Here is an 18,572-nt window from a genome sequence, read left to right as displayed (position 1 = left end):
GGCTTTCCTTCGGTGGGGAAGGACCTCCTGTTTGGTGTTGGTTGGGGGGGACAAGAGGCGTGGGGGGGTGTTGGTGTTCCGGCTCGCGGGGGTGGGGCGCGGGGCCGGGACGACAGGCGCCCCGCCCCCGCGGGCGATCAGCTCTCCTCGCTGTCGACCCAGCTCATCAGCTTGCGCAGCTTCTTGCCGGTGGTCTCCAGCAGGTGCTCCTCGTCAGCCTTCTTGTACTCGTTGTACTTGGGCAGACCCGCCTTGTACTCGGCCATCCAGGTGTTGGCGAACTCGCCGCTCCGGATCTCGTCGAGGACCTTCTTCATCTCGGCCTTGGTGGCGTCGGTGATGATGCGGGGGCCGGTGACGTAGTCGCCCCACTCGGCGGTCTCGGAGACCGACCAGCGCATCTTCTCCAGGCCGCCCTCGTACATGAGGTCCACGATGAGCTTCAGCTCGTGCAGGCACTCGAAGTAGGCGATCTCCGGCTGGTAGCCGGCCTCGGTCAGGGTCTCGAAACCGGCCTTGACCAGGGCGGAGGCGCCACCGCACAGAACGGCCTGCTCACCGAACAGGTCGGTCTCGGTCTCCTCGGTGAAGGTGGTCTTGATGACGCCGGCGCGGGTGCCGCCGATGCCGGCCGCGTAGGAGAGCGCGAGGGCGAAGGCCTGGCCGGTGGCGTCCTGCTCGACGGCGGCGATGCACGGAACGCCGCGGCCCTCCTCGTACTGGCGGCGGACCAGGTGGCCCGGGCCCTTCGGGGCAACGAGGGCGACGTCCACGTTGGCCGGGGGCTTGATGAAGCCGTAGCGGACGTTGAAGCCGTGGCCGAAGAAGAGCGCGTCGCCCTCCTTGAGGTGGTCCTTGACGGACTCCTCGTAGATCTCGGCCTGGATCGGGTCCGGCGTCAGGATCATGATGACGTTCGCCCACTCGGCGGCCTCCGCCACCGGGAGGACCTTCAGGCCCTGCTCCTCGGCCTTGGCCTTGGACTTTGAGCCCTCCTTCAGGCCGACGACGACATCGACGCCGGAGTCGCGCAGCGACAGCGCGTGGGCGTGGCCCTGGCTGCCGTAGCCGATGACCGCGACCTTGCGGCCCTGAATGATGGACAGGTCGGCGTCGTTCTCGTAGAACAGCTCGGCCACTGGGATATCTCCTTGGTGCGCTGGTGTTGCTCCCACCGTACGGCGGGGAACGTGGACGAATTTTCCTGGTCTCGCCAAGCGAGAGGCAAAGAGGCGCGGGCCCCGGCCGGTCAGGCGCTGCGGTCGAGCGCGCGCAGGCTGCGGTCCGTGATGGACCGTCCGCCGCGCCCGATGGCGATCGTGCCCGACTGGACGAGCTCCTTGATGCCGAACGGCTCCAGCATCTTGAGCATGGCGCCCAGCTTGTCGGCGCCGCCGGTGGCCTCGATGGTGACCGCCTCGGGCGAGACGTCGACCGTCTTGGCGCGGAACAGCTGGACGATCTCGATGATCTGGGACCGGGTCTCGTTGTCGGCCCGGACCTTCACCAGCACGAGTTCGCGCTCGATGGCGTTGGACGGCTCCAGCTCCACGATCTTGAGCACGTTGACCAGCTTGTTCAGCTGCTTGGTCACCTGCTCCAGCGGGAGGTCCTCGACGTTCACGACGATGGTGATCCGCGAGATGTCGGGGTGTTCGGTGACGCCGACCGCGAGGGAGTCGATGTTGAATCCGCGGCGGGAGAACAGGGCGGCGATCCGGGCGAGGATGCCTGGCGTGTTCTCGACCAGGACGGAGAGCGTGTGCTTGGACATGTGAGGCGTTCTCTCTCTCGGCTCTCTCGGCTCAGTCGTCTTCGTTGTCGCCGAAGTCGGGACGGACTCCCCGGGCGGCCATGACCTCGTCGTTGGAGGTGCCGGCGGCGACCATCGGCCACACCATGGCGTCCTCGTGGACGATGAAGTCGATCACGACGGGCCGGTCGTTGATCGCGTTGGCCTCGGCGATGACCTTGTCCAGGTCCGCCGGGTCCTCACAGCGCAGCGCCACGCAGCCCATGGCCTCGGACAGCTTGACGAAGTCCGGGACGCGGGTGCCCTTGCGGGGGGCGGTGGACTCGCCGAGCTGGGAGCCGACCGTGTCGTGGCCGGTCTCGTCGGCGTGCAGCACGGTGTTGGAGTAGCGCTGGTTGTAGAACAGGGTCTGCCACTGGCGGACCATGCCCAGCGCACCGTTGTTGATGATCGCGACCTTGATCGGGATGTTGTTCAGCGCGCAGGTGACCAGTTCCTGATTGGTCATCTGGAAGCAGCCGTCGCCGTCGATCGCCCAGACGGTGCGCTCCGGCTCGCCGACCTTGGCGCCCATCGCGGCGGGGACCGCGTAGCCCATGGTCCCGGCGCCGCCGGAGTTCAGCCAGGTGCGGGGCTCCTCGTAGTCGATGAAGTGCGAGGCCCACATCTGGTGCTGGCCGACGCCCGCCGCGAAGATGGTGTGCTCCGGGGCGAGTTCGCCGATGCGCTGGATGACCTGCTGGGGGGAGAGCATGCCGTCGTCGGGGGTCTCGTAGCCCAGCGGGTAGGTCTCGCGCCAGCGGTTGAGGTCCTTCCACCAGGCGGAGTAGTCACCGGCGTTGCCCTCGGTGTGCTCGGCCTGGAGCGCCTGGATCAGGTCGGCGATGACCTCGCGGGCGTCGCCGACGATCGGGACGTCGACCTCGCGGTTCTTGCCGATCTCGGCGGGGTCGATGTCCGCGTGGATGACCTTGGCGTAGGGGGCGAAGCTGTCGAGCCTGCCGGTGACGCGGTCGTCGAAGCGGGTGCCGAGCGCGATCAGCAGGTCGGACTTCTGCAGGGCGGTGACGGCGGTGACCGAGCCGTGCATGCCGGGCATGCCGATGTGCAGCGGGTGGCTGTCGGGGAACGAGCCCAGGGCCATCAGGGTGGTGGTGACCGGGACGCCGGACAGCTCGGCCAGCACCTTCAGCTCGGCTGTCGCGCCGGACTTCATCACGCCGCCGCCGACGTACAGGACGGGGCGTTTGGCCTGGCAGATGAGCTTGGCGGCCTCGCGGATCTGCTTGGCGTGCGGTTTGGTGACCGGCCGGTAGCCGGGCAGGTCCTGGCTGGGCGGCCAGGAGAAGGTGGTCTGCGCCTGGAGCGCGTCCTTGGCGATGTCGACGAGGACGGGGCCGGGCCGGCCGGTGGAGGCGATGTGGAAGGCCTCGGCGATCGTCCTCGGGATGTCCTCGGCCTTGGTGACCAGGAAGTTGTGCTTGGTGATCGGCATGGTGATGCCGACGATGTCCGCCTCCTGGAAGGCGTCGGTGCCGATCGCCTTGGAGGAGACCTGGCCGGTGATGGCGACCAGCGGGACGGAGTCCATGTGGGCGTCGGCGATCGGGGTGACCAGGTTGGTGGCGCCCGGGCCGGAGGTGGCCATGCAGACGCCGACCTTGCCGGTGGCCTGGGCGTAGCCGGTCGCGGCGTGGCCGGCGCCCTGCTCGTGCCGGACCAGGATGTGGCGGACCTTGGTGCTGTCCATCATCGGGTCGTACGCCGGGAGGATCGCTCCGCCCGGGATGCCGAAGACGGTGTCGCACCCCACCTCTTCGAGAGAGCGGATGAGGGACTTGGCACCCGTGACGTGCTCAACTGCGGCGGGCTGGGCTCCGCCGGAACGGGGCCGCGGCTGCGGATGCTGGGCCCCGGTGGCCTGCTCGGTCATCGTCATTCTCTTCTCGAAGCTGAGGGTTTTACGACGGTTCGAAGGTGTGCCGGTGCAACAAAAAACCCCTCGTGCCGGATGGCAAGCGAGGGGAGCGCGTCGGGTGCACGGAGCGGGGACGGAGTGGTCCCGGCTTCAGCCGACGCGCTTTCCACGTACGAGAATTCGGGTGCGCATGGCACAGACCCTCCCTCCGGCGGGAGGGGGATGTCAAGTGGGTGGGACGGGCGTCTCATTATGTGAGCCTCTCCGGACGGCCATCGAGCCCCCGGACGAACCACCGGCCAAGGCGGGCTGGACCGCCCCGCCCGGTACTGGGAACGTACCGCGCACGAGCGCCCGGCGCAGCCTGTACTCGTCGAGCGGTCCGGAAAACGCCAGTCCCTGGCCGTGGGTGCATCCCATGGCACGCAGGGCAAGGACCTGCTCGGGCAGATCCAGCCCTTCGGCCACCGATTGCATGCCCAGGTCATTTGCGATCCGCAAGAGGCCGGCGGTGATCTTGCGGAGGCGGGCGGACTCGACCACGCCCTCGATCAGGCCTCGATCGAGCTTCAGGATGTCCACCGGCAGCCGCCGCAGCGCGCTGATGGCGGCGTATCCGCTGCCGAAGCCGTCCAGGGCCACCAGGACGCCGAGCCGGCGCAGGGCGGCGAGGCGCCGTTCCAGCTCGTCGAAGGGGACCCTGGGGTCGCTGTCGGCCAGTTCGATCACCAGGGCGCCGGGGGGCAGCCCGTGCCGGCCGAGCAGTGCTTCCACGAAGCCCGGGGACATCGCCCCGTCGGCCGCGCCCGGCGGTGTCCCCGGGTCGAGCAGGCGCTGGGCGCTCGTCCGTACGGCCACGGGTACGCCGTGTCCGGCGCGGTGCCGCTCGGCGGCCTGGCCGACGGCCTGCTCCAGCAGCCAGCGCCCGAGATCCTCGGCGCGGGCCGGGGCGCCGGCCGCGGCGCCCTCGGGTCCGTCCGGCCGGGCCGGCACCGGCCCCTCCCGGTATTCGGCGACCCGAAAGTACTCGGCCGGGGTGAAGAGGATGCCGCGGGCGGAGCGCCAGCGGGCCAGTGCCGTCGCGGCCGTGACCTCGCCGGTCTCCAGCGAGACCACGGGCTGGTGCAGCAGGGCGAACTCTCCGTCGTGGAGTGCGGTGCGCAGCCGGCCCGCCGGCTCCGCCTTCCGTACGACCTCGTCCTGCATCTGGGGGGCGTACAACTCGACCCGGTCCTTGCCGCCGGCCTTGGCCCGGTACATCGCGAGGTCCGCGTTGCGCATCAGGCCCGAAGGGGTGATGCCGGGGTCGGCGAAGGCCACGCCGATGCTGGCGGCGACCCGGACCTCGCTGCCGCCGATCCGGTACGGCCTGGAGAGCGTGGTGCGCAGCCGGTCCGCGATCTCGTGGACCTGGCACTCGCGGGCGCTGCGGTCGCGGCTGCCGTCGCCCAGGATGAGCGCCGCGAACTCGTCTCCGCCCAGGCGGGCCGCGGTGTCCCCGGCGCGGACGGAGTCCTGGAGCCGGCGTGCGGCCTCGACCAGGAGTTCGTCGCCGGCCTGATGGCCGATGCTGTCGTTCACGGCCTTGAACCCGTCGAGATCGATGAAGAGCACGGCGGTGCTGTGGTCCCCCGCGCGCCGGCCGCTCAGCGCCTGGCGGACCCGGCGGGTGAACAGGGCCCGGTTCGGCAGGTCGGTCAGCGGGTCGTGCTCGGCGCTGTGCTGGAGCTGGGCCTGGAGGCGGACCCGCTCGGTGACATCACGGCTGTTGAGGATGAGGCCGCCCTGGTGGCGGTTGACGGTGGACTCCACGTTGAGCCAGTCGCCGCTGCCGGACTTGAACCGGCACTCGATGCGGGTGGTGGGCTCCTCGGCGGGCGGCAAGGCGAGGAAGCGGCGCACCTCGTGGACGACGCGGCCGAGGTCGTGCGGGTGGATGAGGCTGGCGAGCTCGGTGCCGACGAGCTCCTCGGCGTCGCGGCCGTACACCCCGGCGGCGGCGGGGCTGACGTAGCGCAGGGTCCCGGTGGGGGCGGCGATCATGATGACGTCGCTGGATCCCTGGACCAGGGAGCGGAAGTGGTTCTCCTTCTGGGCCAGCTCCTGGGTCAGCGCGATGTTGTCGAGGAGCATGATGCCCTGCCGGATGACGAGGGCGAGCACGACGGTGCAGCCGGTGAGGACGACGACCCGGTCGACCTTCCGGCCGTCGACGACGTTGTACAGGATCCCCAGGGTGCAGACGGCGGCGGCGAGGTAGGGCGTGAGGGCGGGCAGCGAGCCGGTGATGGGGCGGCTGACGGGCCGCTCGGCGCGCGGGGGGCCGGGGGGGCCGGCGGCCGCGGGCAGGCGCCGGGCGCCCCAGGGCGCGTATGCGAGGAGCAGCGAGCCGGCGAACCAGCCGGCGTCGAGCAGCTGCCCGGACTGGTAGCCGGCGCTCAGCAGCGGCGAGGTGAAGAGGGCGTCGCTGAGCACGGTCAGGGCGAGGGCGGCGATGGCGGTGTTGACCGCGGAGCGGTTGATCTCGGAGCGCCGGAAGTGCAGGACGAGCACCATCGAGACGAGGGCGATGTCGAGCAGCGGGTAGGCGAGGGAGAACGCGGCCTGCGGGACGCTGCCGGGGGCGCCGGACTGGGCGGCGGTCCGCGCGGTGTTCGCGAGGGCCAGGCTCCAGGACAGGGTGAGCAGGGAGCCGCCGATGAGCCAGGAGTCGAGCGCGAGGCAGACCCATCCGGCCCGGGTGACCGGCCGTTTGGCGAGGACGAGCAGGCCGACGATGGCGGGCGGGGCGAAGCAGAGGAAGGCGACGTCGGCGAGGGAGGGTTTGGGCATGGGCACGCCGAGGATCACCTCGTACCAGCCCCAGACGGCGTTGCCGAAGGCGCCCATGAGCGAGGAGAACGCGAACAGCAGCCAGGCCGGACGCTCGCGGCTGTCGATCGTCCGCGCGTAGGCGTAGCAGGAGACGGCGGCGAGCAGCGCTGCCGCGCTGAGCCCGAAGTCGCCCATGATCTCCGCGAGTTCCTCGGAGCCCCAGCCCAGGGCGGCACCGACGGCGTACGCGGCGCTGACGACGGCGAGGAGCAGCTGCATCGCCAGGCCCCGGCCCCCGTTCGAGGCGGTCTGCCGGATCGGCAGGGCCGCCCCCTGGGCACTCACCGGTCCCCCACGCCGGCCGGCTCCGGCGCACCCGATCGTCGCCCCCGGCGGCTGTGCCGCATCGGATCCTTCGCCCATTGGCCGTGCATCGCCCGTCGCCCCCCAAAATGTCCGATCACCCCAGCGCCAGACGTTCGTGGCGCAGCCCCTTGTTCCGGACGATACACCACTTTCGTCACTCAGGGACATAGACCTTCTACTCTCCGTGACCACATGGGGAGTTGGTGCTACTGTGTGCGTCCGGACGTACGCGCAGCGTGTTCAGTGGTGGTCAGTCGGTGATCAGGACCGTGTTCTCCAGGGGCTCCCCGGCGGCGAACCGGGTGAGCTGACGGGCCACCAGACGCTTGGCCCGCGGCTCGAACGCCGAGCTGCTGCCGCCGACGTGGGGCGTGATCAGGACGTTCGGAGCATGCCACAGAGGATGGCCGGCGGGCAGCGGTTCCGGGTCGGTGACGTCGAGCGCGGCGCGCAGCCGGCCGGACTCCAGTTCGGCCAGCAGGGCGTCGGTGTCCACGACGGGGCCGCGCGCGACGTTCACGAGCAGGGCGCCGTCCTTCATGCGCCGCAGGAAGTCGGCGCCGGCCAGGCCGCGGGTCTTGTCGGTCAGCGGCGTGGACAGGATGACGACGTCGGCCTCGGGGAGGAGCCGGGGCAGGTCGGCGAGTGCCTCGACCGGACCGCGCACGGTGGTGCGCGCCGAGCGTGCGACCCTCGCGATCCGCGCGCACTCGAAGGGCGCGAGCCGGTCCTCGACGGCCGCGCCGATGGATCCGTAGCCGACGATGAGGACGGACTTGTCGGCGAGGGCCTCGTAGAAGCCGGAGAGCCACTGCTCGCCGTCCTGGCCGCGCACCATGGCGGGGATGCCGCGCAGGGAGGCGAGGGTCAGGGTGAGCGCCAGCTCGGCGGTGCTCGCCTCGTGGACTCCGCGGGCGTTGCACAGCCGTACGCCGGGGCGAAGCAGGTCGAGGCCGCCGAGGACGTGGTCGACGCCGGCGGTGAGGGTCTGCACGACCTCCAGGTCGGGCATGGCCGCCAGCGGGCGCAGGGTCACCTCGGCGGACTTCATGTAGGGGGTGACGTAGAAGATGCAGGCGGCCGGGTCGGCCGGAAAAGCCTCCTCGCCGTCCCAGTGGCGGTAGCGGAAGGAGTCGGGGAGTCCTTCGACCTGCTCCGCCGGGAACGGGAGCCACACGTCCGGGGTCTTTGCAGTCATGATCACGAGGCTATGCCAAGGGATCCTGATCAACCCGTTACTTTGTTGGCCGGATGCGGAGGGGGACACACGGGTGGAGCGCAGGTCGATCGGGGCGGGGGCGCTGGCGGTGGGCGCCGTCGGGCTCGGGTGCATGCCGATGAGCTGGGCGTACGCGCCCTCGCGGCGGCGCGGCGAGGAGTCGCTGGCCACGGTGCACACGGCCCTGGACCTGGGGGCCAACCTGCTCGACACGGCGGACCTGTACGGGCCCTTCACCAACGAGCTGCTGCTGGGGCGGGTGCTGCGCGAGCGTCGGGCCGAGGCCTTCGTGTCGGCCAAGGTGGGGCTGCGGGCGGGCGAGCAGCACGTGGTGGCCTGCGGACGGCCCGAGTACCTGCGGCGGGCCTGCGACGCGTCGCTGCGGCGGCTGCGGACGGACGTGATCGACCTCTACCAGCTGCACCGGGTGGACCCCGAGGTCCCGGTGGAGGAGACGTGGGGGGCCATGGCGGAGCTGGTGGGCGCCGGGAAGGTGCGGGCGCTGGGGTTCTGCGCGCTGGGTGCCGGGGCTGGGCCGGGAGCGGGGCGGCGGGGAGACCGCCAGTACGGGACGACGCTGCGCCACCTGGAGCGCCTGCAGCAGGTGTTCCCGGTCAGCGCCGTGCAGGCGGAGCTGTCGGTGTGGTCCCCGGAGGCGGCGCGGCAGCTGCTGCCGTGGTGCGCGGCGCGCGGGGTGGGGTTCCTGGCGGCGATGCCGCTGGGCAGCGGGTTTCTCACCGGGACGCTCACTCCCGGGGAGGGCTTCGAGTGGGAGGACGTCCGGGCCCGCCACCCGCGGTTCACGGCGGAGGCGATGGCGACGAACCAGGTGCTGATCGCGGGGCTGCGGCGGGTGGCCCGGCGGCACGGGCCCGCGGTGACGGCGGCGCAGGTGGCGCTGGCGTGGGTGCTGGCGCAGGGGCCGCAGGTGGTGCCGGTGCCGGGGGCGGACCGGGCGCACTGGGCGGCGGAGAACGCGGCGGCCGCCGGGGTGCGGCTGACGACCGCGGACCTGGCGGAGATCGCCGAGCTGCCGGCGGCGGTGGGGGCCTGGGACTGAGCCCACAACCACTCGATCGGGTGTACGAGTGATGGAACTTCGGGGGCCGCTCCGTCTGTTGAGACGGATGAAGGGAACGATCGCGGGTGGCGGTCGCGCGGACCGGAGGGGAGCAGGGCGATGCGACAGCGGCGGATGGACGGACGCCGGTTCGGCCCGGTGTACGGCGGCGGGGCGTACGGCGGCGGACTCGGCAGCGGGGTGTTCGGGCGGGGCAGTGGGGGTCCGGCCGGCGCGCTGCTGGCGGGGTGTGCGGTCCTGCTGGCGGCGGGGTGCGGTCCTGCGGGCGGTCCGGGGGCCGCGCCGGGCGGCTCGCCGCCGCGGGGCGCGCCCAGTGCGGCGGCATCGGGCTCGCCGGGCGGCGCGTCCGGGGCGGCACAGAGCCCGGTGGCGCCGGCCAAGGGCTCGGTGACGGTGACGGGGGAGATCGCCAAGGACCTCGCCTCCCCGTGGGGGGTGGCCCCGCTGCCCGACGGGGACCTGCTGGTCGCCTCGCGGGACAAGGGCACGATCAGCAGGGTCGCGCCGGACACCGGAAAGGTGACGCGGATCGGGGAGGTGCCGGGGGTGGACCCCGGCGGCGAGGGCGGTCTGCTGGGCCTGGCGGTGTCCCCGGCGTTCGCCTCGGACCGGATGGTGTACGCCTACTTCACGACGGCGTCGGACAACCGCATCGCCCGCATGCGCTACGACGAGCACCGGGACCCCGGGCAGCAGCTGGGCGCGCCGGACACGGTACTGCGCGGCATCCCCAAGGGCGTCTTCCACAACGGCGGCCGGATAGCGTTCGGCCCGGACCGGATGCTGTACGCGGGGACGGGCGAGACCGGTGACCCCGGGCTCGCGCAGGACAGGAAGTCGCTGGGCGGAAAGATCCTGCGGATGACGCCGGACGGGCAGCCGGTGCACGGCAATCCCGAGGCCGACTCGATCGTGTACTCGTACGGGCACCGCAATGTGCAGGGCCTCGCCTGGGACCAGGACAAGCGGTTGTGGGCCTCGGAGTTCGGCCAGCACACCTGGGACGAGCTGAACCTGATCGAGCCCGGCGGGAACTACGGCTGGCCCGAGGCCGAGGGCAAGGCGGGCAGACCGGGCCTGCGCGACCCGGTGGCGGTGTGGAGGCCCGACGAGGCCTCGCCGAGTGGGATCGCCTGGGCGCAGGGCTCGGTGTGGATGGCCGGGCTGAAGGGCGAGCGGCTGTGGCGGATCCCGATGGCGGGGGCGGCTCCGGCGGCCGCACCGGAGGCCTTCCTGGAGGGGAAGTACGGCCGGCTGCGCTCGGTGATCGCGCTGGGCGGGGACAGGCTGCTGCTGGTCACGAGCGAGACGGACGGGCGCGGATCGCCGCAGGCCGGCGACGACAGGATCCTGACACTGACGGTGCGGTGACGGCACGCCCCGGGGAGGGGCGGAAGGCGGGGTGGGCACGTGTTCAACATGATCGAGGAGCTCTTCAACCCGGGGCGCAGGCACACGGACGAGGAGCGCAAGCGGCTGGAGCTGTCCCGGACCGACGTGACCGACGGCGATCCGGGCCGCGGTCCGATAGACCTGGACTCCGGGAAGGTGCTCATACGCGTCGAGGAGGAGCCCCCGCCGCAGCCGTGACGGGCCCGAACAGGCGCAGCCGGTGGGCGAGGGCGGCCGCCTCGCCCCGGCCGGCGACGCCCAGCTTGGCCAGGATGTTCGAGACGTGCACGCTGGCAGTCTTCGGGGAGATGAACAGCTCCTCGGCGATCCGGCGGTTGCTGTGGCCCGCCGCGACCAGGCGCAGGACGTCGCGTTCGCGGCTGGTCAGGCCCAGGGACTCGACCGGGTCGGTGTCCGGGGCGGCTTCGGGCGCGGGGGTGTCGGCCGCGGTGAGCGGGAGCCGGGCGCGCTGGGCGAGCAGGGACAGGTCCTCGCGCAGCCGGCGGGCGCCGAGCTGCCCGGCGGTGGCGTAGGCCTCGCGGAGCAGGGCGGCCGCGGGCTCCCGGTCGCCGCCGGCGGCCAGCATCGCCTCGGCGAGCCGGTGGCGGGCGCGGGCCAGCAGGTACGGGCGTTCCAGCGGGCGGACGGCCTCCTCCACGGCGGACCAGTCGGCGACGGTGTCCCGGGCCTCGGCTCGCAGCAGTTCGGCGCGCAGGTACTCGGCGTGCGCGACCCACACGGGCATGGGGGCGGCCAGGGTGCGGGCGGCTGCGCGCAGGGCGGCCAGCGCGGCGTCCCGGCCGGCGTCGGCGACCGGCAGTCCCCGGGCGTCCGCCTCGGCGGAGGCGGCGGCGAGCAGCAGCGGCCAGGCGTAGCGGTGCTGTCCGAGCGGGAAGCCGTAGTCGATGGCGGCGGCTGTCTCGGCACGGACGTCGGCGATGCGGCCCTCCCCCGCGGCGATGCCGACGGCGAGGCGGAACAGCGGGATGCGGTGCTGGGGCTGGCTGTCGTGGGTTCCGAAGTGGGCATGGGCCGCGGCGAGTTGGCTCCTCGCCTCGGCCAGTTCGCCGCGTGCGAGGGCGAGGTAGGAGAGCCGTGCGGAGGCGGATCCGCGCGGGGCCGCGCTCTGGCCCACGCGCAGGGTGCGCCGGGCGGCCTCGGCGGCCTCGTCCCAGCGGCCGAGGGTGTACAGGCTCTCCGCCAGATTGCCGCTGATCCACGCCTCGGTGTCCAGCAGGCGTGATTTCTGGACCAGTCGGGCCCCGTGTTCGGCCAGTTCCACGGCCTCGCGGGAGCGGCCCATGCCTTCCAGTTGAGAGGAGAGGTTGATATGTGCACGTCCCACCAGCATGGCGAGGCCGAGGCTGTCGGCCCGTTCTTTGACCGCGTGCATCTCGGCGAGGCCGCGTTCGGGCTCGCCGGAGTCGGTGAGCAGGGCGCCGACGGTGATGCGGGCGTTGAGCTCGATCTCCTCGGCGCCGATCATGCGCGCGTAGGCGACGGCGCGTTCGGCGGCGTCGAGGTTGTCGGGGCCGGGGCTGTGGAGCATGCCCCAGCCCGCGGCCCGGACCAGGACTTCGGCGTGCACCTGGGACGGGGGCAGCCCCTTGACGAGTTCCCGGGCCTTGGCGAGCTCCGCCCAGCCGTCGCCGCGGGCCAGGCTGGAGACCAGCCGGGAGCGCTCGGTCCAGAACCAGGCCGCCCGCAGCGGGTCGCTCTCCTCCTCCAGGAGGCGCAGCGCCGTCTTGGTGATCTTCACGGCGCGTTCGCGTTCGCCGCCGAAGCGGGCGGCGACGGCGGCCTCGGCCAGCAGGTCGAGCCGCTGGAGCGGGGTGGTCGCCGGGTCGCAGCCGCAGGGCGGGTAGACCTCGGTGTAGTCGGCGGGGCGCAGTGTCTCGCGGATCTCCTCCGGGGCGCTCTCCCACAGGTCGAGTGCCCGTTCCAGCAGCCGCAGCTGCTCGGCGTAGGCGTGCCGGCGGCGGGCGGCCACCGAGGCGGCGAGCACGGCGGGCAGGGCCTTGGCGGGGTCGTTGGCGTAGTACCAGTAGCTGGCGAGCCGGATGACCCGCTCCTCGGCGCGGATCAGCGTGTCGTCGGCCTCCAGGGCCTCGGCGTAGCGCCGGTTCACGCGGGAGCGCTCGCCGGGCAGCAGGTCGTCGCTGACGGCCTCGCGGACCAGCGAGTGGCGGAAGCGGTAGCCGTCCCCGTCGGCGGTGGCGAGGAGGATGTTGGCGCCGACGGCGGCCCGCAGGGCGTCGATGAGTTCGTCCTCACCGAGCCCGGCCACGGCGAGCAGCAGGGAGTACTCCACGGTGGAGCCGCCCTCGGCGACGGTGCGGACCACGCGCTGGGCGTCGTCGGGCAGTACCTCGACGCGGACGAGCAGGAGGTCGCGCAGGGACTCGGTCAGGGCGGCCCGGCAGCCGCTCTCCCGGCAGGCGGCGAGTTCCTCGACGAAGAAGGCGTTGCCGTCGGAGCGGTCGAACACCGACTCCACGAAGGCCTCGTCGGGTTCCCGGGCGAGGATCCCGGCGAGCTGGCGGCGCACTTCGGCCCGGTTGAAGCGGGGCAGTTCGATGCGCTGGACGGTGCGCAGCCGGTCCAGTTCGGCGAGCAGCGGGCGCAGCGGGTGGCGGCGGTGGACGTCGTCCGCGCGGTAGGTGGCGACGAGGACCAGCCGGCCGCTGGTGAGGGTGCGGAAGAGGTAGGACAGCAGGTGCCGGGTGGAGGTGTCGGCCCAGTGCAGGTCTTCCAGGACGAGGACGACGGTGCGGTCGGCGGCGAGCCGCTCCAGCATCCGGGCCGTCAACTCGAAGAGCCGGGCGGTGCTTTCCTCGTCGTGGGGACCGCGCGGGGTGTCGCCCAGTTCGGGCAGGATCCGGGCGAGTTCGCCCTCCTGGCCGGCGGCCGCGGCCGCCAACTCCCCGGGGAGCAGCCGGTGCAGGGTGCGCAGGGCCGTGGAGAACGGGGCGAAGGCAAGCCCCTCCGCCCCGATTTCGACACAGCCTCCGACGGCGACCACGGCGCCGCTGCGGGCCGCCTCGCCGAGGAACTCCTCGGTGAGGCGGGTCTTGCCGACTCCGGCCTCTCCCCCGATGAGCAGCGCCTGGGGCTCCCGGCCGGCGGCGCGCCCCAATGCGTCGGTGAGGACGGCCAGTTCGTCGGCTCGGCCGACGAACACCGGGCTGACAGTTCTGCTCTCCACGCCGCCGAGCATCGCACAGGACTCCTGGCCGGCGGCACCCGATATCGCCGTTCGGCGCCCGGTGCGAAGGTCGCCGCGGAGCGCCGCGCCGGTCATGCGGCGCGGACGAAGCGGCTCCGGTTCCCTCTCACCGGCCCTTCATGGTCCTGGCTGCGCGAGGCGGCGCGGTTCGCCTCCTTGGCCTCGCGGATCCGGCGGTACCGGTCGGCCTCGCGGATCAGGTCGGCGCTGCGGGCGGCGGCCATCTCGTACTCGAACATCCCGTTCTCCCTGGTGGCGTCTGCGGACACGTCGTCCGGTGTGATCCGAGCTTCGCGTCCCAGGGGGTGCCGGCGCATCGGGCGCATGCCGCATCTGCGCGGGCGGGGGGTCCTTAGGCCGGCGGCGGGGGGCCTTATGCGGCGGCGGGGCCTGCCCGGGCCGGGGGCCGGGCCGTGCTGCCGCGGGTGGCGGCCCGGGTCAGGCGGCCTGGGCCGGGGGCCATTCGTGGGCCAGGACCGCCCAGACCTCGGTGTCCTGGCGGACCCCGTGGTGGGGCTGGTTCTGCCGCAGGACGCCCTCGCGGGTCATGCCGAGGCGCTCGGCGACGGCGAGGCTCTTCTTGTTGGCGGAGGAGGCGTGCCACTCGGCGCGGTGCATGCCGCGCTCGTGGAAGGCCCAGTCGAGCAGCACGCGGCAGGCCTTGGTCACCAGGCCCCGGCCGGCGGAGGTCGGCTCCAGCCAGCAGCCGACCTCGCAGGTCCCGGTCCGGGCGTCGAAGGTGCGGAACAGGACGCCGCCGACGAGGGTGCCGCCGTCGCGGATGCCGTAGATGCGTCCGCCGTCGGCGGCCGTCTTCTGCGCGTACGCGGACAGGACCCCGCGCGCCGTGTCGAGGTCCGTGACGGCGTCCGCCAGGGCGATGTGCTCGCCGATGTACTCCCGGCCGCGGTCCATGTGGGCCAGGAACTCCTCCGCGTGCCAGGCCTCCAGGGGGAAGAGGTGGGCGTCGTCGGCGAGGGGTATCGAGAACATGCGGCTACGTCCTTGGGTCTCGTGCGGCGGGTTGCCGGATCACCGGGAGGGCGCAGCGGGCTCGACGCCGTCCTCGCTCGTGGCGGCTTCCGCGCCGGTCCGCTGCGCGGGAAGTGTCGCACGCGGGAGGGCATCAGGGGGCTCAATGCTGATCTTGGGCAGCACGCGGTCCAGCCAGGCGGGGAGCCACCAGTTGGCGCTGCCGAGCATGTGCATCAGCGCGGGCACGAGGAGGGTGCGCAGGACGAAGGCGTCGAGTGCCACGGCCGCGGCGAGCGCGATGCCGAACATCGCGATGATCCGGTCGCCGCTGAGCACGAAGGCAAGGAACACGGAGATCATGATGACCGCGGCGGAGTTGATGACCCGGCTGGTCTCGGCGAGGCCGACGCGGACGGCCCGCCGGTTGTCGCCGGTCTCCAGCCACTCCTCGTACATCCGGCTGACCAGGAAGACCTGGTAGTCCATGGAGAGTCCGAAGAGGACCGACACCATGATCACCGGCAGGAAGGGCTCGATGGGGCCGGCGCTGCCCAGGCCCATCGGCTCGCTCCCCCAGCCCCACTGGAAGATCGCGACGACGACGCCGAAGGAGGAGGCGACGGCGGCGACGTTCATGGCCGCGGCCTTGAGGGGGATGCCTATGGACCGGAAGGCCAGCAGGAGCAGGATGCAGCCGAGGCCGATGACCACCCCGACGAAGAGGGGCAGCTTGCCGACGATGACGTCGGCGAAGTCGTCGTAGCCGGCGGTCACGCCGCCGACGTGGACCTCCATGGTGCTGCCGTGCGCGGCGCGCGGGATGACCTCCTCGCGCAGGTCGGCGACGAGGTCGCTGGTGGCCCGGGACTGCGGGGCCGAGTCGGGGATGACGGTCACCACGGCGGTGTCGCCGCTGCGGTTGAAGACCGCGGGCCCGGCGGAGGCGACGCCCTCGGCCGAGCGGAGCGACGCGGCCAGGTTCTCCACGGCGAGCCGGTCGCCGGCCCCGTCGAGACGGGCGACGACCGTGAGCGGGCCGTTCACGCCGGGGCCGAAGCCGTCGGCGAGCAGGTCGTAGGCCTGCCGGGTGGTGGAGGTCCGCGGGTTGTTGCCCTGGTCGGAGGTGCCGAGGTGGAGCGAGAGGGTGGGCAGCGCGAGCCCGGCCATGACCAGGACGGCCACGAGACCGAGGAGCTTGGGGTGCCGTTCGACGAAGGCGGACCAGCGGGCGGCGAACCCGGTGGGCAGCTCGGGCTGCGGGCCGTCCTCGGCGAGCTTGCGGCGCTCGCGGCGCGAGAGGGCGCGCATCCCGATGTACGAGAGCAGGGCCGGCAGCAGCGTGACCGAGGCGGCGACGGTGAGGACCACGGTGAGGGAGGCGGCTATCGCGACGCCGTCCAGGAAGTTCAGCCGCAGGACCAGCATGCCGAGCAGGGCGATGCAGACGGTCGCGCCGGCGAAGACGACGGCCCGGCCGGTGGTGGCGACCGCCTGCTCGGCCGCCTCGTGGACGGCAACGCCCCGTTTGAGGGCCTTGCGGTGCCGGGTGACGATGAACAGCGCGTAGTCGATGCCGACGCCGAGTCCGACGAGGGTGCCGAGCATGGGGGCGAAGTCGGCGACGGCCGTGGCGTGCCCGAGCAGGGTGATGCCGAAGTAGGCGGTGCCGACGCTGACCAGGGCGGTCGCGATGGGCAGCATGCTCGCGGCGAGCGAGCCGAAGGCGAGGAAGAGGACCAGGGCGGCGACGGCGACGCCGATGACCTCGGCGACGTGGGCGGTGGGCGCCTCGGTCAGGCCGATGGCACGGCCGCCGAGCTCGACCTGGAGGCCGTCCGTCTCGGTGGCCGGGTTCTTGGCGGCGTCGACCACGGCCTTGGCCTGCGCCTTGGGTACGGAGTCGGCCGGCCGGTCGAAGGTCACCACGGCGTACGCGGTGCGCCCGTCGGCGCTGACCTGCGCGGCGCTCCCGGGGCCGGAGCCGTACGGGCCGGCGACCGACCCGACGCCGGGCAGCTCGGCGATGGCGGCGAGGGCCCGGGCCATGCGCTCCTCGACGCCGGGGGTGCGGACCGTCTGGTGCTCGGGCGTCCGCCAGACCACGGTGTCGGTGTCGCCGCCCTGGCCGGGGAAGCCCGCGCGCAGCAGTGCGTGGGCGCGGCTCGACTCGGTGCCGGGCACCTCGTAGTCGTTGGAGAACGCCGTTCCGGCGGTGACGGCTGCCGTGGCGGTCCCGCCGAGGGCGAGCAGCCAGATCAGGACGGCCACCAGGCGGTGCCGCAGGCACCACCGTGCGATTGCTGCCAAGGGACGTGCTCCCTGAGGGTTCGGATCTTTACCGGGAGGCCGCCCGACGCAAAGAACGCTGGAACTCGTGAAGGCAAGACCGAGGGCCCGGGAGGGTCGCTCCGGGCTCCGGCCGAGATGGTCTGCCACGCAACGATCGCAGCGTTTCGTGATCGTTGGTCCGTTTCGTGTGCATCATCACAGCCCCCGGCGGAACCCGGCGGGCGTGCGGGGTGCAGGTCAGCCGGCGGGCGGGCCGCCCGCTTCGTCGATGCGGTAGCCGGCGACGGAGGGCCAGCGGACCGTGAGGACCACCGACTCCTCCTCCGCGCACCAGGAGTGGTCGACACCCCGGCCCCAGACCACGTAGTCCCCCTGCTCGTCGAGGATGACGCTGCGGCCCGGGAAGTCCATCCGGAAGCGCCCGCTGATGAGGACCAGCAGGGCGGTGCGCTCCTCCCCGGTCGTCCACCGGGCCCGCTCGTCGCCCTTGGGGTGGACGCCCCACTTGATCTCCACGTCCTTGCTGTGGCGCGGGTCGGCGGGGTCCTTGAAGTGGCCGAGGAGCCAGCCCCGGTCGGCGGCGGCGTCGGGGGTGGCCTTGCCGGTGTGGATGTAGACGTCGGTCACGGGGTGAGGCTAATGCAGTTGCGCGGGTCCCCGCGCCGCTGGTCGACTGCACCCCATGACGATGGATCTTGGCGAACTGGTGCGCGTGCGGGCCGGATACGACCGGGAGCTGCGGCGCGACGCGGCCCCGGACACGGCGCGGGCCCGGGTGGAGCGGGCGGGTGCCGTCGTACGGCAGACCGCACCCGGGCAGGGGTGGAACGGCGTTCTCTGGTCGGACCTCGACGAGGACACCGCGGACGCCGAGATCGCGGCGCAGGTGGCGTACTTCGAGGGCCGCGGGTCCGGGTTCGAGTGGAAGCTGTACGACCACGACCGGCCGGCGGACCTCGGGGCGCGGCTGCGGGCGGCGGGCTTCGTGCCGGAGGCGGCCGAGACCGTGCTGGTGGGCCGGGTGGACGAGCTGGCCGCGCTGCCGGTCGAGCCGCCGGGGGGGATCACCCTGCGCACGGTGGAGGACGAGGCCGGCGTGGAGCTGATGATGGACGTCCACGCGAAGGCCTTCGGAACGCATCGGCCCGGCATCCGGCAGTTGCTGCTCACGCTGCTGCGCGAGGAGCCGGAGACGGTGGCGGCGGCGGTGGCGATGGCCGGGGACACCCCGGTCAGCGCGGCCCGGATGGAGATGCGCCCGGGCTGCTCGTTCGCGGGCCTGTGGGGCGGCGGCACCCTTCCCGAGTGGCGGGGCCGGGGCCTCTACCGCCTGCTGGTCGCCCACCGGGCCCGGATCGCCGCGGAGCGCGGGATCCGGTACCTCCACGTGGACGCGTCGGACGACAGCCGCCCGATCCTCCGGCGCCTGGGCTTCGAGGTGCTGGGCCGGACCGTCCCGCACCTGTGGGAACCCCGGGGCGACGCCGGGCCCGCATAGCCGCCGGTCCCGCACAGCCCCCGGGGCCCGCGCGGCTCCTC

Annotated in this window: 14 protein-coding genes; 4 read left to right on the top strand and 10 right to left on the bottom strand. The window is 72.9% G+C overall.

Features of this window, described 5'->3' with window-relative positions:
* Positions 1 to 137: 137 nt before the first annotated feature.
* The 5 genes from ilvC to AC068A_RS31745 form a co-directional block, all read right to left on the bottom strand.
* Positions 138 to 1,139 carry a ketol-acid reductoisomerase gene (ilvC, locus tag AC068A_RS31765; protein ID WP_478589729.1) on the bottom strand — a complete coding sequence of 334 codons (1,002 nt, stop codon included), beginning with the start codon at positions 1,137 to 1,139 and terminating at the stop codon, positions 138 to 140.
* A 110-nt stretch (positions 1,140 to 1,249) separates the two neighbouring features.
* Positions 1,250 to 1,774, bottom strand: coding sequence for an acetolactate synthase small subunit (gene ilvN, locus AC068A_RS31760; RefSeq protein WP_114054307.1), 525 nt, complete (start codon positions 1,772 to 1,774; stop codon positions 1,250 to 1,252).
* A gap of 31 nt (positions 1,775 to 1,805) precedes the next feature.
* Positions 1,806 to 3,692: an acetolactate synthase large subunit gene (locus AC068A_RS31755; RefSeq protein WP_478589728.1), complete on the bottom strand. Its 1,887-nt coding sequence runs from the start codon at positions 3,690 to 3,692 to the stop codon at positions 1,806 to 1,808.
* A gap of 204 nt (positions 3,693 to 3,896) precedes the next feature.
* On the bottom strand, positions 3,897 to 6,830 hold the full coding sequence (locus tag AC068A_RS31750) for a putative bifunctional diguanylate cyclase/phosphodiesterase (RefSeq protein ID WP_478589727.1): 2,934 nt from the start codon (positions 6,828 to 6,830) through the stop codon (positions 3,897 to 3,899).
* A gap of 271 nt (positions 6,831 to 7,101) precedes the next feature.
* Entirely contained in the window at positions 7,102 to 8,049 is a 948-nt protein-coding gene (locus tag AC068A_RS31745) for a 2-hydroxyacid dehydrogenase (RefSeq protein WP_478589726.1), read from the bottom strand.
* Between the two features lie 73 nt (positions 8,050 to 8,122).
* On the opposite strand from AC068A_RS31745, the gene AC068A_RS31740 reads away from it, so the two are divergent.
* The 3 genes from AC068A_RS31740 to AC068A_RS31730 all read left to right on the top strand — a co-directional run bounded on the left by AC068A_RS31740 (position 8,123) and on the right by AC068A_RS31730 (position 10,741).
* The gene (locus AC068A_RS31740) at positions 8,123 to 9,130 is read left to right on the top strand and encodes an aldo/keto reductase (protein WP_478589725.1); all 1,008 of its coding nucleotides are present in this window, start codon (positions 8,123 to 8,125) and stop codon (positions 9,128 to 9,130) included.
* 120 nt (positions 9,131 to 9,250) lie between these two features.
* Complete coding sequence (locus tag AC068A_RS31735) at positions 9,251 to 10,522, top strand: PQQ-dependent sugar dehydrogenase (protein ID WP_478589724.1); 1,272 nt, start codon at positions 9,251 to 9,253, stop codon at positions 10,520 to 10,522.
* Positions 10,523 to 10,570: 48 nt separating this feature from the next.
* Positions 10,571 to 10,741 (top strand): DUF6191 domain-containing protein, encoded by a 171-nt coding sequence (locus tag AC068A_RS31730; protein WP_478589732.1) that lies wholly within the window; start codon positions 10,571 to 10,573, stop codon positions 10,739 to 10,741.
* Here the strand turns inward: AC068A_RS31730 and AC068A_RS31725 are convergent.
* From AC068A_RS31725 to AC068A_RS31705, 5 genes are all read right to left on the bottom strand, one after another.
* Complete coding sequence (locus AC068A_RS31725) at positions 10,704 to 13,760, bottom strand: helix-turn-helix transcriptional regulator (RefSeq protein WP_478589723.1); 3,057 nt, start codon at positions 13,758 to 13,760, stop codon at positions 10,704 to 10,706. The genes AC068A_RS31730 and AC068A_RS31725 overlap by 38 nt on opposite strands.
* Positions 13,761 to 13,840: 80 nt before the next feature.
* On the bottom strand, positions 13,841 to 14,038 hold the full coding sequence (locus tag AC068A_RS31720; protein WP_478589722.1) for a hypothetical protein: 198 nt from the start codon (positions 14,036 to 14,038) through the stop codon (positions 13,841 to 13,843).
* Between the two features lie 169 nt (positions 14,039 to 14,207).
* The gene (locus AC068A_RS31715) at positions 14,208 to 14,762 is read right to left on the bottom strand and encodes a GNAT family N-acetyltransferase (protein WP_478589721.1); all 555 of its coding nucleotides are present in this window, start codon (positions 14,760 to 14,762) and stop codon (positions 14,208 to 14,210) included.
* 39 nt (positions 14,763 to 14,801) lie between these two features.
* Positions 14,802 to 17,051: an MMPL family transporter gene (locus tag AC068A_RS31710; RefSeq protein WP_478589720.1), complete on the bottom strand. Its 2,250-nt coding sequence runs from the start codon at positions 17,049 to 17,051 to the stop codon at positions 14,802 to 14,804.
* 219 nt (positions 17,052 to 17,270) lie between these two features.
* Positions 17,271 to 17,660: a cupin domain-containing protein gene (locus AC068A_RS31705; RefSeq protein WP_478589719.1), complete on the bottom strand. Its 390-nt coding sequence runs from the start codon at positions 17,658 to 17,660 to the stop codon at positions 17,271 to 17,273.
* Between the two features lie 61 nt (positions 17,661 to 17,721).
* Between AC068A_RS31705 and AC068A_RS31700 the strand changes: the two genes are divergently transcribed.
* A complete protein-coding gene (locus tag AC068A_RS31700) occupies positions 17,722 to 18,531 on the top strand; it encodes a GNAT family N-acetyltransferase (RefSeq protein WP_478589731.1) in 810 nt (269 codons plus the stop codon).
* Positions 18,532 to 18,572: the final 41 nt, after the last annotated feature.

The sequence above is a fragment of the Streptomyces sp. NPDC043854 genome (genome assembly GCF_056436005.1).
The sequence above is the reverse complement of the archived record's forward strand: the minus strand, read 5'-3'. Positions and strand labels throughout refer to the sequence as shown.